This window comes from Pseudomonas sp. GW823-FHT06B06, assembly GCF_058795195.1.
The window spans coordinates 113,764-136,766 of record NZ_JBXAHO010000012.1 but is presented as its reverse complement, the minus strand read 5'-3'; the positions used below and the strand labels follow the sequence as shown (position 1 = coordinate 136,766).

General features: G+C 54.7%; 20 protein-coding genes and 3 pseudogenes. 11 read left to right on the top strand and 12 right to left on the bottom strand.

Annotation, left to right across the window (positions count from 1 at the left end; all coding sequences use genetic code 11):
* Window positions 1-164 precede the first annotated feature (164 nt).
* Window positions 165-1,472, top strand: coding sequence for an OprD family porin (locus AC1Q8Q_RS13690; protein WP_492615133.1), 1,308 nt, complete (start codon window positions 165-167; stop codon window positions 1,470-1,472).
* 169 nt (window positions 1,473-1,641) lie between these two features.
* Here the strand turns inward: AC1Q8Q_RS13690 and AC1Q8Q_RS13685 are convergent, their stop codons facing one another.
* From AC1Q8Q_RS13685 to AC1Q8Q_RS13675, 3 genes are all read right to left on the bottom strand, one after another.
* Window positions 1,642-2,661 carry a zinc-binding alcohol dehydrogenase family protein gene (locus AC1Q8Q_RS13685; protein WP_492615132.1) on the bottom strand — a complete coding sequence of 340 codons (1,020 nt, stop codon included), beginning with the start codon at window positions 2,659-2,661 and terminating at the stop codon, window positions 1,642-1,644.
* Between the two features lie 10 nt (window positions 2,662-2,671).
* Entirely contained in the window at window positions 2,672-2,965 is a 294-nt protein-coding gene (locus AC1Q8Q_RS13680; RefSeq protein WP_083348641.1) for a putative quinol monooxygenase, read from the bottom strand.
* 186 nt (window positions 2,966-3,151) lie between these two features.
* Window positions 3,152-4,243, bottom strand: a complete 1,092-nt coding sequence (locus tag AC1Q8Q_RS13675) for an NADH:flavin oxidoreductase/NADH oxidase (protein ID WP_083348642.1) — start codon at window positions 4,241-4,243, stop codon at window positions 3,152-3,154.
* A gap of 85 nt (window positions 4,244-4,328) precedes the next feature.
* Between AC1Q8Q_RS13675 and AC1Q8Q_RS13670 the strand changes: the two genes are divergently transcribed.
* Window positions 4,329-4,631: an ArsR/SmtB family transcription factor gene (locus AC1Q8Q_RS13670; protein ID WP_083350136.1), complete on the top strand. Its 303-nt coding sequence runs from the start codon at window positions 4,329-4,331 to the stop codon at window positions 4,629-4,631.
* 82 nt (window positions 4,632-4,713) lie between these two features.
* On the opposite strand, the gene AC1Q8Q_RS13665 is transcribed toward AC1Q8Q_RS13670, so the two are convergent.
* Window positions 4,714-5,622 carry a LysR family transcriptional regulator gene (locus AC1Q8Q_RS13665; protein WP_151141405.1) on the bottom strand — a complete coding sequence of 303 codons (909 nt, stop codon included), beginning with the start codon at window positions 5,620-5,622 and terminating at the stop codon, window positions 4,714-4,716.
* Window positions 5,623-5,744: 122 nt separating this feature from the next.
* On the opposite strand from AC1Q8Q_RS13665, the gene AC1Q8Q_RS13660 reads away from it, so the two are divergent.
* Window positions 5,745-6,488, top strand: coding sequence for an SDR family oxidoreductase (locus AC1Q8Q_RS13660; protein WP_492615131.1), 744 nt, complete (start codon window positions 5,745-5,747; stop codon window positions 6,486-6,488).
* A 102-nt stretch (window positions 6,489-6,590) separates the two neighbouring features.
* Here AC1Q8Q_RS13660 and AC1Q8Q_RS13655 read toward each other — a convergent pair whose 3' ends face one another.
* Window positions 6,591-7,745, bottom strand: coding sequence for a zinc-dependent alcohol dehydrogenase family protein (locus AC1Q8Q_RS13655; protein ID WP_492615130.1), 1,155 nt, complete (start codon window positions 7,743-7,745; stop codon window positions 6,591-6,593).
* Here AC1Q8Q_RS13655 and AC1Q8Q_RS13650 point away from each other — a divergent pair.
* Window positions 7,711-8,598: a LysR family transcriptional regulator gene (locus tag AC1Q8Q_RS13650; protein ID WP_492615129.1), complete on the top strand. Its 888-nt coding sequence runs from the start codon at window positions 7,711-7,713 to the stop codon at window positions 8,596-8,598. The genes AC1Q8Q_RS13655 and AC1Q8Q_RS13650 overlap by 35 nt on opposite strands.
* A 96-nt stretch (window positions 8,599-8,694) precedes the next feature.
* Here AC1Q8Q_RS13650 and AC1Q8Q_RS13645 read toward each other — a convergent pair whose 3' ends face one another.
* Window positions 8,695-9,000 (bottom strand): ArsR/SmtB family transcription factor, encoded by a 306-nt coding sequence (locus AC1Q8Q_RS13645; RefSeq protein ID WP_047530947.1) that lies wholly within the window; start codon window positions 8,998-9,000, stop codon window positions 8,695-8,697.
* Between the two features lie 172 nt (window positions 9,001-9,172).
* Window positions 9,173-10,297: an alkene reductase gene (locus AC1Q8Q_RS13640; protein WP_492615128.1), complete on the bottom strand. Its 1,125-nt coding sequence runs from the start codon at window positions 10,295-10,297 to the stop codon at window positions 9,173-9,175.
* A 275-nt stretch (window positions 10,298-10,572) separates the two neighbouring features.
* On the opposite strand from AC1Q8Q_RS13640, the gene AC1Q8Q_RS13635 reads away from it, so the two are divergent.
* Both AC1Q8Q_RS13635 and AC1Q8Q_RS13630 read left to right on the top strand, forming a co-directional pair.
* The gene (locus tag AC1Q8Q_RS13635) at window positions 10,573-10,755 is read left to right on the top strand and encodes a hypothetical protein (protein ID WP_240056441.1); all 183 of its coding nucleotides are present in this window, start codon (window positions 10,573-10,575) and stop codon (window positions 10,753-10,755) included.
* Between the two features lie 110 nt (window positions 10,756-10,865).
* Complete coding sequence (locus AC1Q8Q_RS13630) at window positions 10,866-11,681, top strand: CmcJ/NvfI family oxidoreductase (protein WP_492615127.1); 816 nt, start codon at window positions 10,866-10,868, stop codon at window positions 11,679-11,681.
* Between the two features lie 141 nt (window positions 11,682-11,822).
* Here the strand turns inward: AC1Q8Q_RS13630 and AC1Q8Q_RS13625 are convergent, their stop codons facing one another.
* The 4 genes and pseudogenes from AC1Q8Q_RS13625 to AC1Q8Q_RS13610 form a co-directional block, all read right to left on the bottom strand.
* Window positions 11,823-12,923 carry a low temperature requirement protein A gene (locus AC1Q8Q_RS13625; protein ID WP_492615126.1) on the bottom strand — a complete coding sequence of 367 codons (1,101 nt, stop codon included), beginning with the start codon at window positions 12,921-12,923 and terminating at the stop codon, window positions 11,823-11,825.
* Window positions 12,924-13,443: 520 nt separating this feature from the next.
* Window positions 13,444-13,971, bottom strand: a complete 528-nt coding sequence (locus tag AC1Q8Q_RS13620) for a DsbA family protein (RefSeq protein ID WP_492615125.1) — start codon at window positions 13,969-13,971, stop codon at window positions 13,444-13,446.
* An 11-nt stretch (window positions 13,972-13,982) separates the two neighbouring features.
* Window positions 13,983-14,525: a redoxin domain-containing protein gene (locus AC1Q8Q_RS13615; protein WP_492615124.1), complete on the bottom strand. Its 543-nt coding sequence runs from the start codon at window positions 14,523-14,525 to the stop codon at window positions 13,983-13,985.
* Window positions 14,526-14,561: 36 nt separating this feature from the next.
* Window positions 14,562-14,836 (bottom strand): annotated as a pseudogene (locus tag AC1Q8Q_RS13610) (hypothetical protein); the annotation flags it as partial.
* Window positions 14,837-15,255: 419 nt separating this feature from the next.
* Here AC1Q8Q_RS13610 and AC1Q8Q_RS13605 point away from each other — a divergent pair.
* From AC1Q8Q_RS13605 to AC1Q8Q_RS13595, 3 genes are all read left to right on the top strand, one after another.
* Complete coding sequence (locus tag AC1Q8Q_RS13605) at window positions 15,256-18,015, top strand: ATP-dependent Clp protease ATP-binding subunit (protein WP_492615162.1); 2,760 nt, start codon at window positions 15,256-15,258, stop codon at window positions 18,013-18,015.
* 112 nt (window positions 18,016-18,127) lie between these two features.
* Complete coding sequence (locus tag AC1Q8Q_RS13600; RefSeq protein WP_492615123.1) at window positions 18,128-19,909, top strand: monovalent cation:proton antiporter-2 (CPA2) family protein; 1,782 nt, start codon at window positions 18,128-18,130, stop codon at window positions 19,907-19,909.
* Window positions 19,899-20,234, top strand: a complete 336-nt coding sequence (locus tag AC1Q8Q_RS13595; protein WP_492615122.1) for a hypothetical protein — start codon at window positions 19,899-19,901, stop codon at window positions 20,232-20,234. Before AC1Q8Q_RS13600 ends, AC1Q8Q_RS13595 begins: the two co-directional genes overlap by 11 nt.
* Before the next feature lie 439 nt (window positions 20,235-20,673).
* On the opposite strand, the gene AC1Q8Q_RS13590 is transcribed toward AC1Q8Q_RS13595, so the two are convergent.
* Entirely contained in the window at window positions 20,674-20,862 is a 189-nt protein-coding gene (locus AC1Q8Q_RS13590; RefSeq protein WP_492615121.1) for a hypothetical protein, read from the bottom strand.
* A gap of 547 nt (window positions 20,863-21,409) precedes the next feature.
* Here AC1Q8Q_RS13590 and AC1Q8Q_RS13585 point away from each other — a divergent pair.
* Together AC1Q8Q_RS13585 and AC1Q8Q_RS13580 are read left to right on the top strand one after the other, a co-directional pair.
* Window positions 21,410-21,744, top strand: a pseudogene (locus tag AC1Q8Q_RS13585) (DNA polymerase ligase N-terminal domain-containing protein); the annotation flags it as partial.
* A gap of 130 nt (window positions 21,745-21,874) precedes the next feature.
* Window positions 21,875-22,645 (top strand): annotated as a pseudogene (locus AC1Q8Q_RS13580) (DNA polymerase ligase N-terminal domain-containing protein); the annotation flags it as partial.
* Window positions 22,646-23,003: the final 358 nt, after the last annotated feature.

Below are 23,003 nucleotides of genomic sequence, written 5' to 3'. Positions count from 1 at the left end.
TTTGTTCTGACTTTTTTGATTAATAAACTTACCGCTCAGGCCGCTAGCTCATTTATCTAAATATACCTGAACACTATCTACCGTTCCTTCGTCTGCATTGCGTTGGCCTGAAAGATTTTGCGTTGCTTCTATTACTTGAAAATAACAAATGGAGCGCTATATAAGTGAGTCGAAAAATAATTGCTGCGAGTTCGTTGTTTCTTAGTGTCACCCTGAGTGCCCAGGCGCATGCTGACTTCCTAAGTGATAGCAAAGCCACCTTGGGAATGAGAAACTTCTATTTCAATAACGACAACCGCGATGGCGTTGCCGCCCCTTCCAAAACCGAAGAATGGGCGCAGGGTTTCATGTTGGACTTCAAATCGGGCTATACCGATGGAATAGTTGGTTTTGGTGTCGATAGTCTGGGGTTGCTGGGGGTTACCCTGGACAGCAGCAAAGGACGGCATGTCGGCAGCACCATGATGCCTTCTGACAGTGACAACCGTGCCGTCGACGAGTGGAGCCGGCTGGGGCTGACCGGCAAAGTCAAAATGTCGAAAACTGAATTTCGCTACGGCACTTTGATTCCGAAACTCCCAATTCTGGTCGCCAACGATGGGCGCGTGCTTCCACAAACTTTCGAGGGCGGTCAAATCACTTCGAGCGAGTTCAAGGGGCTGACCTTGACTGGAGGTCGGATCGAACATGCAACAGGACGGGGTTCGACCGATCAGACGGGGTTGGCCGTTGCTGGTGGTACGCGTGAAAGCAATCAGTTTGACTTCGCCGGGGGCGATTGGAACGTCACCAAGGATCTGACAGCCCAGTACTACTACGCCAACCTCGATAACTACTATAAACAGCATTTTTTGGGATTAATTCACACCCTGGCGCTCTCGGACAATCAGTCCCTTAAAACCGACCTGCGCTACTTCAACACTGACTCCTCAGGTGCAAATAGCGCCGGTACGTCAGGCTACAGAATGAGTGGCTACACCAAAAACGGTGATGGAGAGATCGACAACCGTACCTGGAGTGCCGCGTTGATTTACACACTGGGAGGCCACGCGATTACTGCGGGGTACCAAAGTGTGTCGGATGGCAGCAACTTCACTCAACTCAGTCAGGGTAGCCTGGTAGACAAGGGCGCCGGTGGAGCAAGCCTGTATCTGTATACAGACCGCCTGATCCAAAGTTTCGCCCGCGCAGGCGAGCGCACAGTTTTCGGTCAGTACGCTTACGACTTCGCCGCTCTGGGTGTCCCTGGCCTGAAAGGCTCGGTCATGTACCTCTCCGGCGATAATATTAAAACGACGTCAGGCGACAACCAAAAGGAATGGGAAAGAGACATTAGCCTGGACTACGTCCTTCAGTCCGGAGCGCTCAAAGGCGTCGGGTTCGGCTGGCGTAACGGCAAGTCCAACAGCGAAGCGGCTCGTAACGTAGATCAGAACCGAGTTTTTGTAAGCTATAGCATTCCGCTTTTCTAACGAGTGTCATGAGCGCCCGATAACCTGGCCAGTCAGTATGTCAAAGCGGCATACAGACTGGCGTTACCATGGCGTTTGTTCGATCTGTCCAGTTTATCGATAATCGAACTAACCGCTCAGGACACTGGATAGTGGGGCAGGCAGTTTAATTTATTCTGTCTACACCCTCTTAGAAGCCTTCCAGCACGATCTTGCCCTTCGCCTTGCCGCTTTCCAGTAGAGCATGGGCACGACGAAGATTTTCTGCGTTGATGCGCCCATAGTTATCGCCAACGGTGGTGCGCAACTCACCTGTATCAACGCGCCGTGCAACTTCGTTGAGGATGTTGTGCTGCTCCTGCATGTCCTCTGTCTCGTAAAGCGAGCGGGTGTACATCAGCTCCCAGTGCAACGACAGGCTCTTACGCTTCATCGGCACGACGTCAAGCGTGGCCGGGTCATCGATCAGGCCCAGCCGGCCCTGAGGTTTGAGCGACTCGATGATTTGCTCGAAGTGCCTATCGGTCTGGGTCAGGCTTGCGACATAGCTGACTTGTGCGATACCGATGCGCTTGAGCTCTTCGCTGAGTGGCTTGGTATGGTCGATGACATGATGCGCACCAAGCTCGGTGACCCAGGACTGGGTTTCAGGGCGCGAAGCCGTACCAATGATCGTCAACCCGGTTAACTGACGCGCCAGCTGAGTCAGGATTGAACCCACCCCGCCTGCAGCGCCGATGATCAGCAGCGTTTCGCCCCGGTCGGTGGTATCGCGTGCAACACCGAGGCGATCAAACAGTAATTCCCAAGCGGTCAAGGACGTCAGTGGCAATGCCGCAGCCTGGCTGAATTCAAGCGACTGGGGCATTGAACCGACGATACGCTCATCCACCAGTTGCAGCTCACAGTTGCTGCCCGGGCGGATCAGCGATCCGGCGTACCAGACCCTGTCACCGGGCTTGAATAGCGTCACGTCGCTGCCGACCGACTTGACCACGCCGGCAGCGTCCCAACCGAGGATACGCGGCTGGCTTTCGTCCTCGTGCGGTACGTAGCCCTGCCGCACCTTGGTATCGACAGGATTGACCGATACGGCCTTTACCTCTACGAGCAAGTCGCGCGGCCCCGGAACTGGCTCGGGTATATCGATCTCCACCAAGGCGTCGGGATGTTCAATAGGCAGGCATTTGAAATGTGCAATGGCTTTCATTCTATGCTCCTCAGGAGATGCGATACATTTTCGTGATGGTGAGCTTTTCAGCAGCACGTTCGATGAAAGGGAGTGCTGACTGAAAATGCGGTGTCGCTTCGTGAGCAGTCTGCGCCGCTTCGTCCCGCCACTGCTCGATCATGTGGAAAGTGCGAGCTTGCTCGGCATCACGATGGAGGTCGTACTGGATACAGTCCGCTTCGCCTCGGCTTGGGCCTTGCAGGCCCTGCAACGTTTGCTCGAGCTCGGTTTCGAAGCCAGCCTTGGCGACCAAAGTGGCAATCAGTGTTAGAGGGGTAGTCATCAAACCTCCTGTCTGCGTGCGATATAAAGGGGGAACGCATTGGCTGGCACGGGTGTATCGAAGATGTCCATGCCGGCCATGCGGCCAAAAACCTGAATCTGGGTGGGAGCGCGACAACAATCTTGCCCACTTGGGCATTCGACTAAGTTGATAGCCCTAAGGCCATGCGAGCTCGCTCTGGCGGGATCACTTGTAGCGTTCAAGCCAATGTGCATAAGGAGCGGGCAAGGTCCAGGCAGCACGCTCTACACCCAGCTCCTGGGCGGCTGAATAGGACCAGTTAGGATTGCCCAGGTGCGCCCGGCCAATCATCGCCAGGTCCAGTTGACCACTCCTCACCGCTTCTTCGGCGACGCTCGGCGTGCCGAAGCCCCATGCCGAGGCCACCGCAATCCCCGTCTCGCGCCGTACCCGCTGGGTAACTTCGCCCATGAAACCGGGGGCCCAAGGAATGTTGGATTCAGGGATGGTGAACCCGATACTGACGCTGAGCAAGTCCAATCCACCGTCCTTGAAGCGACGTGTCAGTTCGATAGCCTCTGACAAGGTCTGTTCATCCCGGCCGTCGTATTCGATGACACCCAGGCGAGCGGTCAGCGGCAAGTGCTCTGGCCATACTTCGCGAACCGCCGCCAGTGTTTCCAGCAGAAAGCGGCTACGGTTATCGAAGTTTCCGCCATAGGCGTCGTCACGAAGGTTGGAGTGTTCAGAGAGGAATGACTGGGCCAGATAGCCATGGGCGAAATGCAACTCTAACCACTCGAAGCCAGCGTCACGTGCACGGCGAGCGGCTGAGACAAAATCCTCGCGCACCCGGGCGATATCCTCCAGCGTCATGGCTTTCGGCTGCTTGGCGAGATGAGCGCCAAAGGCAACTGCCGACGGGGCGATGGTCTGCCAGCCACGCGAATCATCCTCGCCGATATGATCGTCGCCTTCCCAAGGACGGTTCGCACTGGCCTTGCGCCCCGCGTGGGCAATCTGGATACCTGGCACTGCGCCGGCAGCCTTGATCGATTGCACCACAGGCACGAAGGCACGGGCGAGTTCATCGTTCCAGATACCAGCGCAGCCAGGCGTGATCCGTCCTTCGGGCGACACGGCAGTCGCCTCGACGACCACCAGTCCTGCCCCGCCACGCGCGAGGGTGGCATAGTGCACAGTGTGCCAATCGTTGATCAGGCCATCATTGGCCGAGTACATGCACATGGGGGGAATCGCGATCCGGTTGCGAAGGGAGACATCCTTGAGCGTGAAAGGTTGGAACAGCGCAGACATTAGGTCTTTCTCCGAGGGATACTATTTCTGTTGTTCGATAATATTCGAACTATTGACATAGAGCAAACCCGTGTATGATTCGCTCATGCGCCCCTTCAAACACCTTCCTCTCAGCGAATTCGTTCTTGAGCGTCTGTTTTACGCCTTGAGCGACCCTGTACGCCTGGAGATTGTCCGGCGCCTCGCCGAACTGGGAGAGGCCAGCTGTGGCGAGCTGGACGGTGGTCGCGCGAAGTCCACCATGTCCCATCATTTTCGGGTGCTGCGAGATGCCGGCCTGGTTCAAACCCAGACCATCGGCACGACCCACATGAACTCGTTGCGTAGGGAAGACTTGAGTAACCGTTTTCCGGGCCTGCTGGAAACGATCCTGTCCCAGCGCGACTAATGTTGCTGTGGGTCACTCAGTGATGTATGCCCGAAGGGACAGCGTAATACTCCACCCAAACAAGCCCTTGTTCAGAACTGTTTCAGCGCTTGCTCTGCGCAAAAACCTGCGGATCGGAAAAACAGTTGACCAGGTGGTCGTACACCAGCCTCACTCGTGGTGCCACGGGCCCTGATTGCGGACGATATATGATCAATTCGGAAGGCGGCGGGGCATCGTGCTGCATGACCTCGACCAGACGCCCTTCAGACAGGTAGGGTTCTGCCAGATAACCGGGCATTTGCCCAAAGGCGAGCCCGGCCAGAACAATCTCTCGCTCGGTTTCTGGGTCGTCGCAGGTAAATGCCGGGGAGGCAGGCAGGAACGCTTGTCCCTCGGCAAGCACCCACGGCCAGGGCCGGCCGTTGTTGCGATCGATCAGCATCGACAGGGGTAAGCATTTCAGATCCTCGATATTGCCAGGGCGTTGCACGGTGTCGAGCAGTGACGGCGCCGCAACGATTTTCAGGTCCACATTGGCCACCGTTCTGGCGATATAGCGCCGATCCCGCACAGCTCCGACACGAATACCGATGTCGATCTTGTTGGCCACCGCGTCGGTGAGCTGGTCATCCAGGCTCAGGTCGATGCTCAGGCCCGGATTCTCCCGCATCAGCGGTTTCAGAAACTCGATCAGATACAGCTTGCCGATGGCGTGGGGGGCCGTGATGCCGACGATGCCTTTTGCCTCCTGTGTACTGTGGGCGATAAACAACTGATCCACCCGCTCCAGGGTTTCCCGGGCTTGCAAGGCGAAATTGGCACCAAAAGCGGTGACATGAACCTGCCGCGTGCTGCGGTGGAACAACAGCTCCCCAAGCGTGCGCTCCAGTTCTTTGATGGCGCGTGTCACGGTCTGCGGAGAAGTGCCGAGGCGGGTGGCTGCATCGCGAAACGTGGTCGATTGCGCTGCCACCGAGAAGATCCGAATCAGCTCCATGCGATTGAGCATTGCCGTCAACTCCAGTTCCAAAAAATGGAATTCTCAAATCCGAACTCTTCCATTTTATGACGAATAAAACCAGCGCAGACTGCACCCGTCAACCCAAGCAGGTCTCAACAGGAGCGCTGAACATGAGTAAAAACATCAAGGGTAAAGTGGTCGTCATCACCGGTGCGAGTAGCGGTCTGGGCGAAGCCACCGCGCGTCATCTGGCAGCGCTCGGCGCCCACGTGGTTCTTGGCGCCCGTCGCCAGGATCGTCTGGACGCGATTGTCCGGGAGATCGCCGCAGCAGGCGGAAAGGCGATTGCCCATCCGATCGATGTCACACGCAAAGAGGACTTGTCTGCGCTGGTCGCCAAGGCTGTCGAGGCATTCGGTCGGATCGATGTGATGATCAACAATGCAGGGCTGATGGCGATCTCTCCGATTTCGCAGCTGCGCGTCGAAGAGTGGGATCGCATGATCGACATCAACATCAAGGGCGTGTTGTATGGCATCGCGGCCGCGTTGCCGCTTTTCGAACAACAGGCCAGCGGTCACTTCATCAACATCTCGTCGGTTGCCGGCATTAAGGTATTCAGCCCCGGTGGCTCGGTGTACAGCGGCACCAAGTTCGCGGTGCGCGCCATTTCCGATGGCCTGCGTCATGAAGTCGGCGGGAATATTCGCACTACGACCATCGAGCCGGGCGCGGTGGATTCCGAGCTCAAGTTCGGCAGCGGGCACCAGCCGAGCGCCGAGGTCGTTGGCGAATTTTACAAGATGGCCATCCCGGCTGATTCGGTTGCACGGGCCATCGCATACGCGATCGAGCAACCTGCCGATGTCGACATCAACGAAATCGTTCTGCGTCCGACTGCGCAGGACTTCTGATAGCAACCCTTTGCCGTTTGCGCCCTTGCGAAAAGGTACGGGCGCGAGCGACTAAGTTTTAGCGCTATTGAAATACTTCGAATGTCTGGCCTTGAGCCCTCGTTATGCCACCCCCACCAACTTAGCCTGTCGCTCAATGACGACTTTGCCAATAGCATTGCCTGACTCAAGACGCACATGTGCCGCGCTGACACCCGCAACAGTGAAGTCATGGCGCTCATCAATCAGTGGTTTGACAAGGCCGCGATCAACCAAGGCAGCTAGTCTTTGCAGGATCTCGCCATGGTGCTTGCGGTCTTCATTATGAATGATCGAAATAGCCATGAATACAAAGTCGAGCCTCAATGCCTTGAAGTGCATTTCGGTCAGATCGTAGCGGTCGTAACCGATGATCGAGACGACATGACCTTTAAGCTTCGCGGCTTTCAGTGAGTTTTGTAAGACCTCACCGCCCAAGGTATCGAAGACCGTATCGAATCCTTTTCCTTCGGTGATTCGCTGGCTGTATTCCTGGGGCGTTTCGCTGTTATAGAAAATAATCTCATCGGCGCCCAGCCGACGGGCAATTTCCGCTTTTTCTGGCGTTGAAACCGTCGTCGAAACCCTGGCCCCCAGGACCTTCGCCAATTGAATGCCGATGTGCCCAACTCCACCGGTGCCACCATGCACCAAGACGTTGTCATTGGGTTTGATCGAGGCTCGGTCAATCAGCGCCTCCCAGGCCGTAATTGCCACGAGGGGCAAGCTGGCTGCTTCGCCAAAAGAGAGCGACTTGGGTTTTAGAGCAAGCATCTCGGCATCGGCCTCCATCTGATCTGCCAGCGCACCGGGAATCCCCACGATGCCACCGAAACAGCCATAGACTTCATCGCCTACGTCAAAGCGAGTCACACCAGCACCGACAGAGCTGACGACCCCTGAAACATCGATGTGAAGAATTGCCGGAAAAGTCAGACCGGCTGTACCTTCGCTGCCCCGACGAATTTTTGTGTCCACTGGATTAACGCTTGTCGCCCGGACATCGATAATCACATGACCTGGGCGAGCAACGGGATTTTCCGTATTGATTTCTACGAAAAGGTCTGAGTTACCATGCTCATTTATCACAATAGCCTTCAAGGCTTGAACTCCGAGGAACAATAAGCCAACAAATTTATCATCAGTAAAATTGGATAAATACGTTAGAATTGTTGAATCTTTCGGTCTTTTTGGTTGGTAATAAGTGCTGGATTCCATCGATGAACTGCGTTTGTTCATTGCCGTTTTTGAGGAGGGATCTATCCGTGCAGCTTCCGAACGATTGGGGATGACTGCTGCAGGCGGAAGCAAGCGTCTTCTGGCCCTTGAAGACAGCGTTGGTCGGAGACTTTTTAACCGCACCACCCGCAAGCTAAGTCCCACTTCGGACGGTGAGAAGCTTTATCAACACGCACTAAGCATCCTGGAAAGCGTCGAAAAGGCCGAGCGAGGATTTTTCCAGAAGACCGAGATTACCGGTCATCTACGCATAACCGCTTCCGCGACATTTGCCCAAGGTTATTTATCGAGCGTCGTGAGCAGTTATCTCAAACGCTATCCTGGCGTTATCGTTGATCTACACCCGACAGATCAACTGGTTGATTTGGCCGCCCATGGTACCGACCTTGCGATTCGGCACGGAGTATTGGCCGATTCATCCCTGATCGCGCAGAGGATTTCTGCGTCCCGACGCCTGATTTGCGCCGCCCCCCAATATTGGGGAAAACAGGGCGTGCCTACCTCTCTAAAAGACTTGACCACGCTGGACGGCCTCATCGTCGGAAAAGATTCCAGTTGGACTATGTCCCGAGGGGGCGTTAAAAAAACGTGCAAAATACGCAACCGTTTTTCATCCAGTTTGGGGGAAGTGGTTCGCCAGATGGCAATTGATGGGCATGGAGTAGCGCTGCTGATGGACTGGCATGTACGAGATGATCTTGATTCAGGAAAGCTGGTGGAAGCATTTTCCGATTGGGCCATTGAGCCCCCGGTGGGAATCTATGCGGTATACCCTTCAAGAGAAAACATCGCTCCGACTGTTCTCAGTTTTATTGCTCATCTCAAAGAGTGGGTGGCGGCCCACCCCGTTTAAACTGAGCGCTGATGGGCGACAATCCACCTTTTGAAGCGCTTTCGTTAAGGGAAAGCTTTGGGCGCCGCCGGTAAACGGTCCTCGGGTAGCCTGGACCTAGATCTTTTCTTGCAGCGCTTTGAAAAAGGCATCGATATTTTCGTCGTGGCGTTTGTAATAGGTCCAAGGGCCTATCCGCTGCGAGGTTACCAGGTGCGCGCGCTGCAGGGTTGTGAGGTAAAGCGATGTAGTGGACTGCGAAAGGCCCGTGCGCTCCTGGATGATGCTGACGCACACGCCTACTGTTTCCGGGTCGACTTCCTGCTCGGGAAAGTTCGTCCTGGGATCCTTGAGCCAATTGAGGATGTCAAGGCGCGTCGGGTTCGCCAAGGCTTTCAGGGCTTCGTTGATGTCAATGTTCATAAAATTGGCGATACCTGTTTTTCGCGATATTGCGATATCTTCGTCGTTCGCACGGAGAATTGGAAGGCACCCAAAGTGGCCTCTGCGTCCGTTTGTTGCCAGGCAAGATGTTCCCTTCCTCGGTCAGCAAGCGTAAGCCGCGCCCTGGAGTCTGGGACGCGGCGCGGATTGCTCAGGGGCGATAGCTCGGATAGTCGGTGTAGCCCTTGTCGGTACCGCCATACATGCTTGTCGGGTCGACCGGATTGAGCGGCCAGTCGTTGGCGATACGGGCGGGCAGGTCGGGGTTGGCGATGAAAGGACGACCAAACGCGATCAGATCCCCCCAACCCGCCTGGATGACACGATTTCCGCGTTCGGCGGTGTACCTGCCGGCATAGAGAATCTTGCCGCTGAAGATACTGCGAATATCCTCCCGGAACGCTTCAGGTAGATCGGGTGCGTCCTCCCAGTCGGCCTCGGCAAGCGACAGATAGGCGATACCCACTTCCTCGAGAATCTTCACCGCTTCTACATAGGTCTGATGGGGATCTTCCTCGACCAGGCCGAGGTAGACGCGATCTTCATCGGTGCTCGCGAATAGCGGGGCGAAGCGTACGCCCATGCGCTCCTTGCCTACGACGCCAGCAACTGCCTGGGTGATTTCGCGCAGGAAGCGCAGTCGATTTTGCAACGAGCCACCATATTCATCATCACGCTGGTTTGTGTGGGCGGAAATGAACTGGTTCACCAGGTAGCCGTTCGCGCAGTGCAGTTCCACCCCGTCGAACCCGGCGTCCAGGGCATTGCGGGCCGCCTGGGCATAGAGCTGGACCAGTTCTTTCACCTCTGTGGTGGAAAGCGCGCGCGGGGTCGATGGATCGGCCAGTGCGCCCGTGCCGGGACCGGTCTCGATGAATACCTTGACGTTGTCCGCCTTGATGGCTGACGGCGCGACCGGCGCTTCACCGCCGGGCTGCAGGGACGTATGCGACACTCGGCCGACATGCCAAAGTTGAGCGAAGATCACACCCCCTTCGGCGTGAACGGCGTCGGTGATTTTGCGCCAGCCTTCGATCTGCTCGGCGCTGTAAATGCCGGGAGTCCAGGCGTAGCCCTGACCACGAGGCTCGATCTGGGTGCCTTCGGTCACCATGAATCCCGCGCCAGTACGCTGGCGGTAATACGTGGCCATGAGATCGTTCGGAATGTTGCCAGGCTGGGAGCTACGCGAACGGGTAAGTGGTGGCAAAACGATTCGATTCTTGAGGGTGTAGGGCCCCAGCTGTGCGGTTTTGAAGAGCGCGGACTGTGTCATTTCATTTACCTGCATATATAGAAATATCGATGTATTAAGCTAAATGGATGCGGATCCACGGGATCAGAGCAAACCGTAAGGCGCTTCGTTGAGGTGTTCACCCACATCTTCTGCATTTGGCGCTTCCTGAGATACGGGGGGTGGCTTCGAACTCAGACTATTTGTGATATCGAGATATGTCAATATCTAGTTTTTTCTTTCTCAATTTGGTCAGCTATCGCAGGTTGCTCAGATCGAGATACTGATCAATGCTGCGCAAAAGATGATGTGTTGGGATGCGATCTTCCATCCGGATATCCACCGTATTTGCGCTGCTGGTTCAGAACTTCGATGTAGTAGTCGCCCTAGGCGCGGGCCTGGAGTCCGACGCGCCAGTACTGGTCAAGCTGCACGTCGGTGCCGAGGTAGGTATGTCCTTTTCTACCGGTCGGGGACCATGCACCTCGGGGTGCATTTGAAAGTGTCCCTTGGAAGGCATACGATCGAGGATGAGGCAGTTTACAGGCAAGCTACAGCGCCGCCACGGTGACACCACGCCGAATGCGGTCAGCAGACCGGGAGGCGTTACTTGAAGTGCACAACTGATATGCCCGCTAGCGTCATCACAAAACTCACCTACCTGGTCAAGCACGATGCGAAGCCCTATGTGCATACCGAGGCTCTGACCGGTAACAGTGAACCGCACTACTTTGCTGAGCAGGAGGAGCGCGAGGTCACGATACACAACGGTCGTCCGTTGGCAGACAGCCTTTCTCTGGACAAGCAGGGGTTTGAACTCCATCGGCGGGATACGGTGGTCGACGATCTCTACGACGATACCTCAGTGGAAAGCGTCTACTATGACGAGGTCAGGGCCTTGATCAAGGAGTTGACGGGCGCGAGCCGGGTCGTCATCTTCGACCACACCAGGCGCAGCGACGCCGAGCGGCGGGATATTCGCGGGCCAGCCAGCCGTGTGCATAATGACTACACAGACCGCTCGGGACCTGAGCGTATTCGCGACGTGCTGGGCCAGGATCAGGCCGCCGCACTGGTGTCGGTGGCCCAGATTAACCTCTGGCGCCCGATGAGCGGGCCCGTCAAGCGCTCACCGCTGGCGGTGCTGGATGCCTCGACGCTCGACCCCAATGACCTGCTGGCCACCGATTTGGTCTATCCGGATCGTATCGGTGAGATCTACCACCTGGCCTACAATCCGCAACAGCGCTGGTACTATTTTCCGGACATGCGCCGTGACGAAGTCTTGCTGATCAAGGGGTATGACTCACGTCACGACGGCCGTGCCCGCTTCACGCCCCATACCGCCTTCAAGGACCCCAATACGCCGCCGGGAGCCCCGCCGCGTGAGAGTATCGAAGTTCGCACCCTGGCCTTCTTTGATTAGGTTTTTGCCGCTTGGCGCGGGCCTCCCGCCGCGCGGTGTTTGCCCCCGTGCTTTCCAGGCGACCACCCGCTTTGGTTGGTAGGGATGTATTGATGTGCGCGGATAGCTGATCCACCCGTGATATGGCCCAACTTTAAAGATTCAACGATACCGGAAGTTTAGTAAAACATAACAGATCATGGTTGCTGTCAGGCCGACCAATATGTACTCGACGCGCGGTAGGAATATAACCAAACCACCAAGAGAAAACACGATCAAGGTGTTTTGTAGTATGTATTTCCTTATTTTAGGTACCGCTATGAAGTAGCCATATTGCTTGCCTAAGAAAAATAAGGCCATGCCGATGATTGACGTAATCTGGAAATCGCGCATCGCAATGTCATTCAGGATCGCATGCCTGATCAAATTTGCGAGAAGTGCTAGCCCCATAAATAGAAAAAGGTGCGAGTAGATTAAGGAGTGTCCACTCATACTACTTTCATTTTTGCTCAGTAGGTAAAAGCTATCAAAATAGATCCACCAGATACTGCAAATCATGATAAATCCGGTGATTGCCGCCATCACATTATAACGATCCCATTGAATGTCAGATAACCCTCCAGAAAGGCTAATTACCGACTCGCCCAATAAGATGAGGGTGAGTAAACCTAGTCGTTCAACCAAGTGTTCTGTATGTGCGGGCAATGGCTTTAGCTTACCCCAAGAAAATAAAGGGAGCAGAATGTCAAGAAAAATCCCAATGTAAGCGACAAGGTAACGCATGGGTGGGTCAAAAAGAATGGATGAAAGACTAACAACTGCGCTAACTAACAGGGCGAAGCCAAGCCTGGAGGAGAATTCGCTACGGTGATCGAATTTATTTATGGACGAAATGTACATAATACTGATGATGGCACGTATACCAAAATAGCAGGCAATAACAAACGCATAGTTTACTTCCAATTCTTCCCCGATCCGTGCAGACAGCACAATGAGCAGCAACATTAAAAATAATGTTGCCAATCGGTGAAGGTTACTGTCTGTATCAAACCTATTTGAGTAAATCGTGTGGCTGGACCAGATCCACCATAATGGAACAAAAAGCAGTAAAAATGTCCATAATTGCTCCTGTTCAAAATGGCCGTGATGAAGATGTCCGAGAGTATGCGTAACCTTGCCAATTGCAACAACAAAAATCAGGTCAAAAAACAACTCTAACCATGTGGCGTGTCGATTTTTTTCATAATACTTCAAAGATTTCATTCGCTGCTGGCTCCGTGGGCACCTCTTTAATGTAGAAGGAAAATAACGGATAAGCGAACGGGTGGACGGGAATAGGCGTCAACCTTGGGGGGCGGTCGCAAAAACTGAGTGCAACACCTGACCTAGTCCACCACCACGTCTGTTAGTACGGTCATTACAGAATCCAGCGTGCCATCGGGCCGATAGCAACATTGCGCACGGGCGGACCTTAGCGGGCAACTGGGCTGCTGTTCCGCCAACCATTCATTCAGCGCCTCGACCAGGACACGGGCCTCGACTATGGAATCTTCCGAGCTGTCAAAAATTAACATCGCCATTTTTTATGTCCTTGGTTCGCTGGGCTGATATTTTCGTGCCGCTGCTTTATGAGCGATGCTTATCGCTGGCAGCACCGTGGATTCTTCAATCTCCCGAATTGAAATATTATCGAATGCACACCTGGTGCGCTGCGCAATGGGGCACGTTCGCCCTCGGCTACGGTGTGGGTGATGCCAAGCGATTTCACTATCTAGCGATTTCGTCAACTCACTAACGAAAGCTCAATCATCTGACTCATCTCGGTGAACTCTGGAGCCCCGTCATAGCGAAGCCCGTCAATGTAAAACGCTGGGGTGCCATTCACGCCGCTCCGTACGCCGCCATTAAAATCGGATTTTATTTTGGGTAGGTAAGTGCCGTCTTGCATAGCAACATAGAGTTCTTCGCTGGAGAGGCCGTGTTTTAGAGCGATGGCCCCAAACAGCGGTAGGCCCAATCGATCTTGGTTTTCATACAATTCGTCGTGAGCATCCCAGAAGAATCCTCGACTCCCGGCATACTCAGCGGTGACAGCTGCACCCATCGCATGCGGGTGAGCGGTGGTCAGTGGAAAGTTACGGAACACAAACAGCAGATCATCGCGAAAATGCTGCTGTAGCTTTTTGACGACCCAATACGCTTCACCGCAATAGGGACATTCATAGTCGCCAAATTCCACCAGTGTGACCTTGGCATGCGCACTTCCCTGGCGATGGTCGTTTTCACTTACCGGGACTTTGAGAGTGGCCATGTGATCACCTGTTAATTTTTGGCTGGCGTGCTTTGTGGCGAATTCGCCAGCGCATCCAGCGCATCCAGAATGCCGTCCGCCCCAGGGTTGATTGCCATTGGTGAGATGTAGCTCCAGGCGATCACTCCCTCCTTGTCAATCACGAACAGCGCCCGCTTACAAACTCCCAGGTGAGAGTCGTACGCTCCATACTGTCGCGCCACAGCCCCTTTGGGCTCGAAATCGGCCAGCAGGCTGAAGTGAAAATTCCGATCCTTGGAAAAGGCCTGATGACACCAAGCGCTGTCAACCGAGATACCCAGTAGCGTCGCACTGTATTCTCTGAATGTGGGTAGCAACTGGTTGTACAAGGTCAGCTGGTCACCACAAACCGAAGTCCAGTCTGCGGGATAAAACGCCAGTATCACGGGATTTCCCTTTAGCTCGCGTAGCGACAACTGCTGATCAGGGGTCGCGTACAGCGAGAAGCCGGGCGCGACAGTGCCGGCTGACAGCGGCCCCTGAACCAGGTCGTCACTCGTTTCTTTTGCAACATCCAATTCTGAAGTGTTCATTGCTTGAGCCCTGATAGATGGATGGTTGGGGTGTGCTCAGCGGGAAACGACTTGCCCGGCGGGATAACTCCATCCACCATCAAGGGATTTATAAAGGCAACGATGCCTCGATCTCAGCCTGAGCCTGAGTGTTTTCGGCAGCGAGACGTTCACGTTCCGCGTCAATAAACAGGAGGAAATCTGCCGTGCTTTCGCGGTATTGGATTAAGGGCCAGGTGGGTAGCGCAACGGAAGGATTCGCTCTGGCTCACCAATGACTATAGTCGTTGTTGTCGCCTTCCGTAGTCGCTGAACGCGTTTTCGGTTTCCTCAGCAAGGCCTCGCGCGCTCGTTCTGTTGCCCATCCGCCTTCACCGTAAACGCCCAGTCATCTCATTGCTGATCGATTCGCCCCTGCGAATTCCGACATCGAAGCGTTGCTCGATCACGCTGGTGATTCCATAGCCTCATTTGCTGATTAGTGGCTGGTTTACGACTGGCGGTATTTTGAGCACGAATTTATCAGACGTCGTTCGTCGGTATCCTGGGTCGCCCATAGCGTGTTTTGATGAGAACCGACTATCTTGATTGGATGGCGTCGTCTGTCGTGACTGCCATTCCCTGCAACATAATCGTCTTCCTGTACAAGCTCAGCGTAATGCGGATCTCATGTCCCAGCCTCTTGAGCATCGTTTACAGGGAAGTAGATCCATCTGAATGAGTTCGTGTTATCCACCTTTGGAGACAACTCATCATGGCTACTCTCTGTGAAATATGTAATGCGAGACCAGCGGTTGCGCGCGTGACCGTATCGCAAAATGGCCAAGCCAGGACAATGTCCGTTTGCGACCACGATTACCGTCAACTCCTACGTCATCAAAGCATGTTGAATCCATTCGACTCTCTGCTGGGCGGGGGGGTGTCTCGCTTTTTCGACAGCATGGGTGGCGCAAAGGATCAGGGGGGCGATGACTTCAGGCTCTCTGCGCAAGTACCTCGAGAATCTGTCGATGCAACCGATGCATTCAGTTCCCAAACGCTGGAAATCCTGCAGCGCGCCGGAGAGAAAGCCCATGAGCTGAACCGCAGCGATCTCGATACCGAGCATCTGTTGTACGTGCTGGCGGATACCGATGTTGGTGCGGCTTTGCTCAAGGAGCTGAAGCTTTCTGCGGACGATATCAAAGGTTACATCGATCAACATGCGCAGAGGGGCACTGCCGGGGTTTCAGTCGATCAGATGACCATTTCTCCGCGCTTGAAGAAAGTGTTCAATTTTGCGTTCCAGGCATCTCGTGATTTAGGGCATTCGTACGTTGGCCCCGAACATTTGTTGATCGGGCTTGCTTCTGTTCCAGAAAGTATTGCCGGGGCTTTGCTTAAAAAATACGGCGTAACACCTGAAACCCTGCGGCAGAAGGTGGTCAAGGTGGTGGGTAAGGGGGCTGAAGATGGGCGAGTCGATACCCCGACGGGAACACCGACACTCGACAAGTTCGGTCGCGACCTGACTTCCTTGGCTCGCGAGGGCAAGCTGGATCCCGTACTAGGACGTGCGCAGGAAATCGAAAATACCATTGAGGTGCTGGCACGACGCAGAAAAAACAATCCAGTGCTTATTGGTGAACCCGGCGTTGGTAAGACAGCCATCGTTGAAGGGCTTGCACAGCGGATCGTCAAGGGTGATGTCCCTGAGATTTTGCGCGATAGACGACTCGTTGAAGTCAATCTGAACTCAATGGTTGCGGGCTCCAAATATCGTGGTGAATTCGAGGAACGAGCCAAGCAACTGCTTGATGAAGTCTCCGCAAAAAGCTCGGAGCTTATCCTGTTTATCGACGAGTTACATACGATCGTTGGCGCGGGGCAGGGTGGTGAAGAGGGTGGCCTGGACATCGCCAACGTCTTGAAGCCCGCGTTGGCACGTGGGGAGCTTAGTTTGATCGGTGCGACGACACTCAATGAGTATCAAAAGCACATCGAAAAAGACGCAGCGCTTGAGCGACGTTTTCAGCCCGTGCTGATATCCGAGCCCACCGTCGAACAAACCATCATTATCCTACGTGGGCTGCGCGATAAGCTTGAGGCTCATCACCAGGTCACATTCGCCGATGAAGCATTTGTGGCGGCAGCTGAGCTGTCCGATCGTTACATCACATCGCGTTTTTTGCCGGATAAAGCCATTGACCTGATCGATCAGGCGGCGGCACGTGTTCGAATCAGTTCCTCCTCAAGGCCGGCTGGCATTCAGGAGCTGGAAGCCGAAATTACGCAACTTAAACGTGAACAGGATTATGCATCTTCCCGTAAACGTTTTGATGAATCTAAAGGCTTCGAAGAACGCATTGGTCAAAAACAAGCGCAACTGGAAGACGAAACGGAAGCTTGGCAGCGCAAGACGGGTTCCGAAACCCTTGAGGTGACCCTGGAGTCAATTGCCGAGGTGCTGTCCCGTCTCACTGGTATTCCTGTGACCGAGCTTACGCAGGAAGAGCGTCAAAAATTGTTGAATATGGAAGACACGTTGCGTGATCGGCTGGTCGGGCAGGAGGATGCCGTTCTCGCGGTCAGCGATGCTGTTCGTTTGTCTCGAGCCGGGCTTGGCCAAGCGAACAGACCTATTGCCACGTTTCTCTTTCTTGGCCCTACGGGCGTCGGCAAAACTGAACTCGCAAAAGCGTTGGCGGAAACGGTGTTTGGTGACGAGCAATCGATCATTCGTATTGATATGTCAGAGTACATGGAGCGTCATGCGGTTGCCCGGTTGATCGGTGCACCACCCGGTTACGTGGGATATGACGAAGGCGGTCAGTTGACAGAGCGTGTCCGTCGCAAGCCCTACAGTGTAATTCTGCTCGACGAGATCGAGAAGGCGCATCCCGATGTGAGCAACGTATTGCTGCAGGTATTCGACGATGGGCGTCTCACGGACGGTAAGGGTCGTGTTGTGGACTTCAGCAATACGATCATCATTGCCACCAGCAACCTGGGCTCTCCCATTATCATGGAGAATCTTGAGCGCCCGGAAGATGAACGCCTTACGGATAAAGCGTTACGTAATGAATTAATGGGCGTCTTGAAAGGGCATTTTCGTCCCGAATTCCTGAACCGTATTGATGACATCATCGTGTTCCATGCCCTTACCCGTGACAACATCCGAGCTATTGTGAGCATTCAGCTTGATCGGGTCATTCGAACCGCAGCGGCGCAAAACATCACTGTGAGAATTGATGGTTCACTCATTGATTATCTGGCGGATGTTGGCTATCAGCCTGAGTTTGGCGCGCGCGAGTTGAAACGTCAGATTCGCCAGGCCGTCGAAACGCGGCTTGCGAAGGAAATGCTCGCTGGCAAGCTGGAAGCCGGCGACAGCGTTGAGTTGGGTTACGACACGGGGCGTAGCGAAGTGATCTTCAAAAAGGTGGAGGTGGATGCGCCAAAGACCTCCGCAAAGAGTAGTCCGCCAGACCAGCCAGATGATCTGGCACCTACTGCGGAGACTGGGACTTAGCCTCAACACACTCGCGTCACCTGGGAGCGGGTCTGTTGATCCCGAGAACTCTGCTCAACACGCCTGGCCGTGGTCGCATTACCGGTCCTGATGTGGGATGAGGGTCAATGCCATGGTCGCTGAAGGCAATGCAGGACAATTACTGGGTGTCGTCACGTTGCTCGCCGCCGCCGTGGTGGCAGTGCCGCTGCTCAAACGCATCGGGCTCGGCTCAGTGGTCGGCTACCTGGCGGCGGGACTGATGATTGGTCCCTTCGGACTGCAGCTGATCGACGATCCCCACACCATCGTTGATGTCGCCGAGCTGGGTGTGGCGATGTTTCTTTTTGTGATCGGACTGGAGATGAAACCCTCGCACCTATGGGATCTGCGTCGACAGATCTTTGGGCTGGGCAGCCTGCAGGTGGTGGTCTGTGCGGTTCTGCTCACTTTTGTCGGCATGGCCTTTGGTTTCCCTTGGCAGGTGTCATTTGTGAGCGCGGCGGGTTTTGTACTTTCATCCACCGCAATCATTATGCAAGTCCTCTCGGAGCGCGGTGACATCACCGAGCCGAGGGGGCAGCACATAGTGTCCATTTTGCTGTTTGAGGATCTGATGATCGCGCCGTTACTGGCGGCGGTCGCATTTCTGGCGCCCACTGAGTGGGTGCATGAACCCACATCCCCCCTTTGGCAACGCATAGGTACCGCAGGCCTGTCCCTGGGTGCATTGGTGGCCATCGGATTGTGGCTGCTCGATCCCCTGTTTCGAGTATTGGCCCATGCCAAAGCGCGCGAGGTAATGACTGCCGCTGCGCTGCTGGTGGTGTTGGGCGCAGCGCTGCTGATGGAAATTGGCGGCCTTTCAATGGCTATGGGGGCTTTCGTTGCCGGTGTGCTGCTGTCGGAATCCACATTCCGCCACCAGTTGGAGGCCGACATAGAACCGTTTCGAGGCCTGCTGCTGGGGCTGTTTTTCCTCGGCGTCGGCATGTCGTTGGATCTGCAGGCGGTGGTCCAGGCGTGGAGGCTCATCGCCTCTGGTGTGCTGGCGCTGATGGTGGCCAAGGCACTGTGTATTTATGGGGTCGCGCGTCTGGCGAAAAGCGGTCATGACGACGCGCTGGATCGCGCCGTGCTGATGGCGCAGGGGGGCGAATTTGCTTTTGTGCTGTTTGCCGAAGCGCTCAAGCTCAGGGTCATCAGTCCTGAAGTCAACGCCAACATGACGGCGATCGTGGTGCTCTCCATGGCGCTTACACCGGTGACTTTATTGCTGTACAAACGGTTCGCTCGCGCGCAGACGGTTTCCATGGATGGTGTGGAAGCCGCACACAATCTGCAATGCAATGTACTCATCATCGGTTTTGGCCGAGTGGGGCAGATTGCCTGCCAGGCGCCGCTCGCTCAGGGAGCGAAAATTTCTATCATCGATATTAATCCGGAGGTCATCCGCGCCGTGACACCCTATGGTTTCAAGGTCTATTACGGCGATGGCGCCCGTCATGAAATACTGCACGCTGCCGGTGCCCATCACGCCCGCGCCATCATTATTTGTGTGGACGATAAAAAAGCTGCGACACGCATTGTCGAAAGTACGCGGCACTACTGCCCGCAGGTGAAATTGGTGGTGCGCGCTTTTGACCGCGAACATGCGCTGGAATTGGTCAAACACGACGCCGACTACATAGTGCGGGAAACCTTTGAGTCGGCCCTGTTGCTCGGCCGTCAGGCCGTGGTGACTCTCGGGGCGTCGGAGCACGAAGCCAACGAGGTGATCGACGAAGTGCGCAAACGCGATGCCGAACGTTTTGCCTTGGAAACATCGGGCGGCCTGTTTGCCGGACGAGCGTTGGTACTGGGGAATATTGGGCGCATTGATCCGCCGAACCAGGAAGCGCGGGATGCTCAGTGAGCAATCGGACCGGATAGCGGGCATTATGGTTGTACGGGAAGTAGTATGGGGCTTCCTCGGGGCGATGGTTACATTCACCGATGACGCCATATTCTTCGGCCTTAAGTTGTGTGAAGACTTACAAGCCTATGGGGCGCTGATTGCCGAAAAGCACAAGAAAAAATTTGGCGGGGAAGCACCAGGCATTGCGTCTGTTGACCTTACGCAGGCCCATCAGGAGGACTTGCTCCCGAAAGAAGAAAACTATGAACGTTGGCTTTGCGGCTTCCAAGCCACTCCCGAGAACAAACGCCGCTGGTGGCAGAAGGTCAAGAAAGTCGCGTGACTTCATGCTCCAGCAGGATTTGTTCTGCCCCATAAAGCAGTTCAGGGGCGTAGTAGTTATCCCTTGCATCCGCACGTCAGAAGCGGCGGGCCTGCTTGTTCGATTTATAAACTAATGACTTCATTTTATTTTCTAATGATCATCGAAGGGTAGGTAAGCAGTAATTTCAATGGGCTGTGTAAACTAAAAGTTTCTAGTGACTACTATGGAAAGCTTCAGCAGTATCGAATGCTTTGTGCGTAGCGTCTGGTACTGCACCTTCGCCGATGCGTATGCCCCTGAGGATCATCCAAGTGCAAACACCAAAGCACTATCGATGCACCGGCGAACGCCGCTACGTTGTTCCTTCACCAAAAACAGCGGCAATCAGTAACTCAGCGCAGCGAGCAAAAATTAAAAGGTAGCCGATGCTTCCGATCCAGGCGCTCACCCAGTAGCCTCAGGCTGAGTTGAAACTCAGGTATTCGCCACCCAAGGCACCAGCGTAGGTAAATAAACCATTATCTAGCGTCGGTTGGCGGTTGGATAAGGTCAGGCGGATCAGCGACAGCGTGCCGTCGCAGAATCGCCCCGGCCCCCCGCAGTTGCTGCCATAATTTGTGGCAGGCTGAAGGTCACTGTCAATCATCGAGCCTTATACCAGAGCACTCCGTAGGCTCAGGGATCTCGACCTTGCTCAAATTTCTCCAAGGCTAGGGGAAGAGCCAGTCGACGAAACAGCCATTGGGGGGCCTTGCAGATGCGTACCCATGAGAGACCTTCACAAAACGAGATTTGCTGCACTCACGAATGAGCGAGGAAACTGGCTCTAATTTCTGCGTGAGCGCGCAAAGCCTTTTTTGATTTAGATAAGAAAACGGGCGAACACCGAGTTTATCCATGGGCTATATCCGAGGATTGACTGAAGCCAACATGCTGATCGTGGCCTGTTGTCAAGGCATTCACACCGAGCGGCACCTGTGCCATATGGCTCATTTGAGCCTGGTGTATCGCTAATTTTTTCAACGAACTACTTCACTCCTGAACTGATGCATGACTGCTCAAGGGAGAAGCTCTGCTGTGGACGCGACCATTATCTAAATGGACCCTCCTCGCCGGTCTGGCCTACCGGTTGAACCTTCCCTCACATAGTAGGGGTCTCAAGACAACAGAGTGCTGATTTTGTTTTTACTCTCATGGAAGGCACCATAGAAAAGCAACTTGAAAAGTACAACAACATGCGGGACTTCGAAGAGAACCCCGAACCTGCCGGCGTCGCCAAATCTGCGAAAGGCAAACGTAAGGGTAAAGCGTACGTACTGAAGTTCTGCATTCAGAATCACGATGCTTCCCGGCTCCATTACGACTTCAGATTAGAGCTCGAAGGTACGCTCATAAGCTGGGCGATTCCAAAAGGGCCTTGCCTCGATCCGACAGTTCAACGGCTATCCGTTCACGTCGAGGACCATCCCTTCGAGTATTCGACGTTGAGGGAACCATTCCTGAGGGGCACTACGGAGAGGTAATCGTATCCGGGGCCTGCAGTGCCATCAACTCAGCAGCTTTCGGCCAGCGCGGCGCACTAAGTGAACCTTCTCACACCTATTCGATGTCTCAAGACAACAGCAGGTCGATGTTGTTTGCACTTTGGGGAGGGCACCATGGATAAGCAACTCGAAAAATACAACAGTATGCGTAACTTCGAAGAGAGCCCCGAACCTGCCGGCGTCGCCAAATCTGCGAAAGGCAAACGTAAGGGTAAAGCACATGCCTTGCAGTTCTGCATCCAGAAGCACGATGCTTCGCGCCTGCATTACGACTTCCGCTTGGAGTTAGATGGTGCGCTCAAGAGCTGGGCGGTACCCAAAGGTCCGTCGCTGGACCCCAAGGTCAAGCGCCTGGCGGTGCATGTCGAAGACCATCCGCTGGATTACGCCACCTTTGAAGGTAGCATCCCCGAAGGCCATTACGGTGCCGGCGATGTCATCGTCTGGGACCGTGGCGTGTGGATTCCCCAGGACGACCCGGTCGAGGCCTATGCCAAAGGCCGGCTCAAGTTCGAACTGCAAGGTGAGAAGCTCGCCGGCCTGTGGAACCTGGTTCGCACGCACATGCCGGGCAAGCAGGAGCAATGGTTTCTAATCAAGCATCAGGACGGTGCCGCCCGGCCGGAAAGTGATTACGACGTGGTGGTCGCCGAACCCGACAGCGTGCTCAGCGAACGGACTCTCGTCGCCAAGACACCCAAGACACCCAAAGCATCCAAGGCCACCAAAGCCAAGTCCATCAAGCAGCCCGCGTCGCCTGCACGCAAAGAACAATCCGCGCCACTCACAGGCGCGCGCAAGGCCGAACTGCCTGACCAGATCAAGCCGGAGCTGGCGACGCTGGTGGAAAAGGCCCCGGGCGGACAGTGGAGTTATGAAGTCAAGCACAAATAGGCACCACCTCAAGTGTTGCGTTTCAGGTGTCTTATTTTGCTAGGCCGATGTTAGTGGTGTTGCGATTGAAAAAAATCCTTTGTTGCGTTTCGGTTCAATGCCCTTCACCAAAACTCACCGGAGTGAATTTCAACATGTTGCGTTTGGAATGAGGCGACAGGGCGGACAGGCTTCACTGGTTGCGACTGCAATCCTCATTGTCCTTGTCACCGCGCTGATTTGAGCAAATTTGCACTCTGCTTGACTAGCAATTGCTCTTCCAGATTAGCGCAGATTTGGTGAATTCGGACCCGTAGCCGTGGCCTGAAGTGCCATCAATTCAGTAGACGTCCAGCGCGGCGAACCAAGT

Bases quoted from the DNA above. Each gene is read 5' to 3' on its own strand.
- AC1Q8Q_RS13685 (WP_492615132.1), bottom strand. From the start codon at position 2,661: ATGAAAGCCATTGCACATTTCAAATGCCTGCCTATTGAACATCCCGAC.
- AC1Q8Q_RS13680 (WP_083348641.1), bottom strand. From the start codon at position 2,965: ATGACTACCCCTCTAACACTGATTGCCACTTTGGTCGCCAAGGCTGGC.
- AC1Q8Q_RS13675 (WP_083348642.1), bottom strand. From the start codon at position 4,243: ATGTCTGCGCTGTTCCAACCTTTCACGCTCAAGGATGTCTCCCTTCGC.
- AC1Q8Q_RS13670 (WP_083350136.1), top strand. From the start codon at position 4,329: ATGCGCCCCTTCAAACACCTTCCTCTCAGCGAATTCGTTCTTGAGCGT.
- AC1Q8Q_RS13665 (WP_151141405.1), bottom strand. From the start codon at position 5,622: ATGCTCAATCGCATGGAGCTGATTCGGATCTTCTCGGTGGCAGCGCAA.
- AC1Q8Q_RS13660 (WP_492615131.1), top strand. From the start codon at position 5,745: ATGAGTAAAAACATCAAGGGTAAAGTGGTCGTCATCACCGGTGCGAGT.
- AC1Q8Q_RS13655 (WP_492615130.1), bottom strand. From the start codon at position 7,745: ATGAACAAACGCAGTTCATCGATGGAATCCAGCACTTATTACCAACCA.
- AC1Q8Q_RS13645 (WP_047530947.1), bottom strand. From the start codon at position 9,000: ATGAACATTGACATCAACGAAGCCCTGAAAGCCTTGGCGAACCCGACG.
- AC1Q8Q_RS13640 (WP_492615128.1), bottom strand. From the start codon at position 10,297: ATGACACAGTCCGCGCTCTTCAAAACCGCACAGCTGGGGCCCTACACC.
- AC1Q8Q_RS13635 (WP_240056441.1), top strand. From the start codon at position 10,573: ATGCGATCTTCCATCCGGATATCCACCGTATTTGCGCTGCTGGTTCAG.
- AC1Q8Q_RS13625 (WP_492615126.1), bottom strand. From the start codon at position 12,923: ATGAAATCTTTGAAGTATTATGAAAAAAATCGACACGCCACATGGTTA.
- AC1Q8Q_RS13620 (WP_492615125.1), bottom strand. From the start codon at position 13,971: ATGGCCACTCTCAAAGTCCCGGTAAGTGAAAACGACCATCGCCAGGGA.
- AC1Q8Q_RS13615 (WP_492615124.1), bottom strand. From the start codon at position 14,525: ATGAACACTTCAGAATTGGATGTTGCAAAAGAAACGAGTGACGACCTG.
- AC1Q8Q_RS13600 (WP_492615123.1), top strand. From the start codon at position 18,128: ATGGTCGCTGAAGGCAATGCAGGACAATTACTGGGTGTCGTCACGTTG.
- AC1Q8Q_RS13595 (WP_492615122.1), top strand. From the start codon at position 19,899: ATGCTCAGTGAGCAATCGGACCGGATAGCGGGCATTATGGTTGTACGG.
- AC1Q8Q_RS13590 (WP_492615121.1), bottom strand. From the start codon at position 20,862: ATGATTGACAGTGACCTTCAGCCTGCCACAAATTATGGCAGCAACTGC.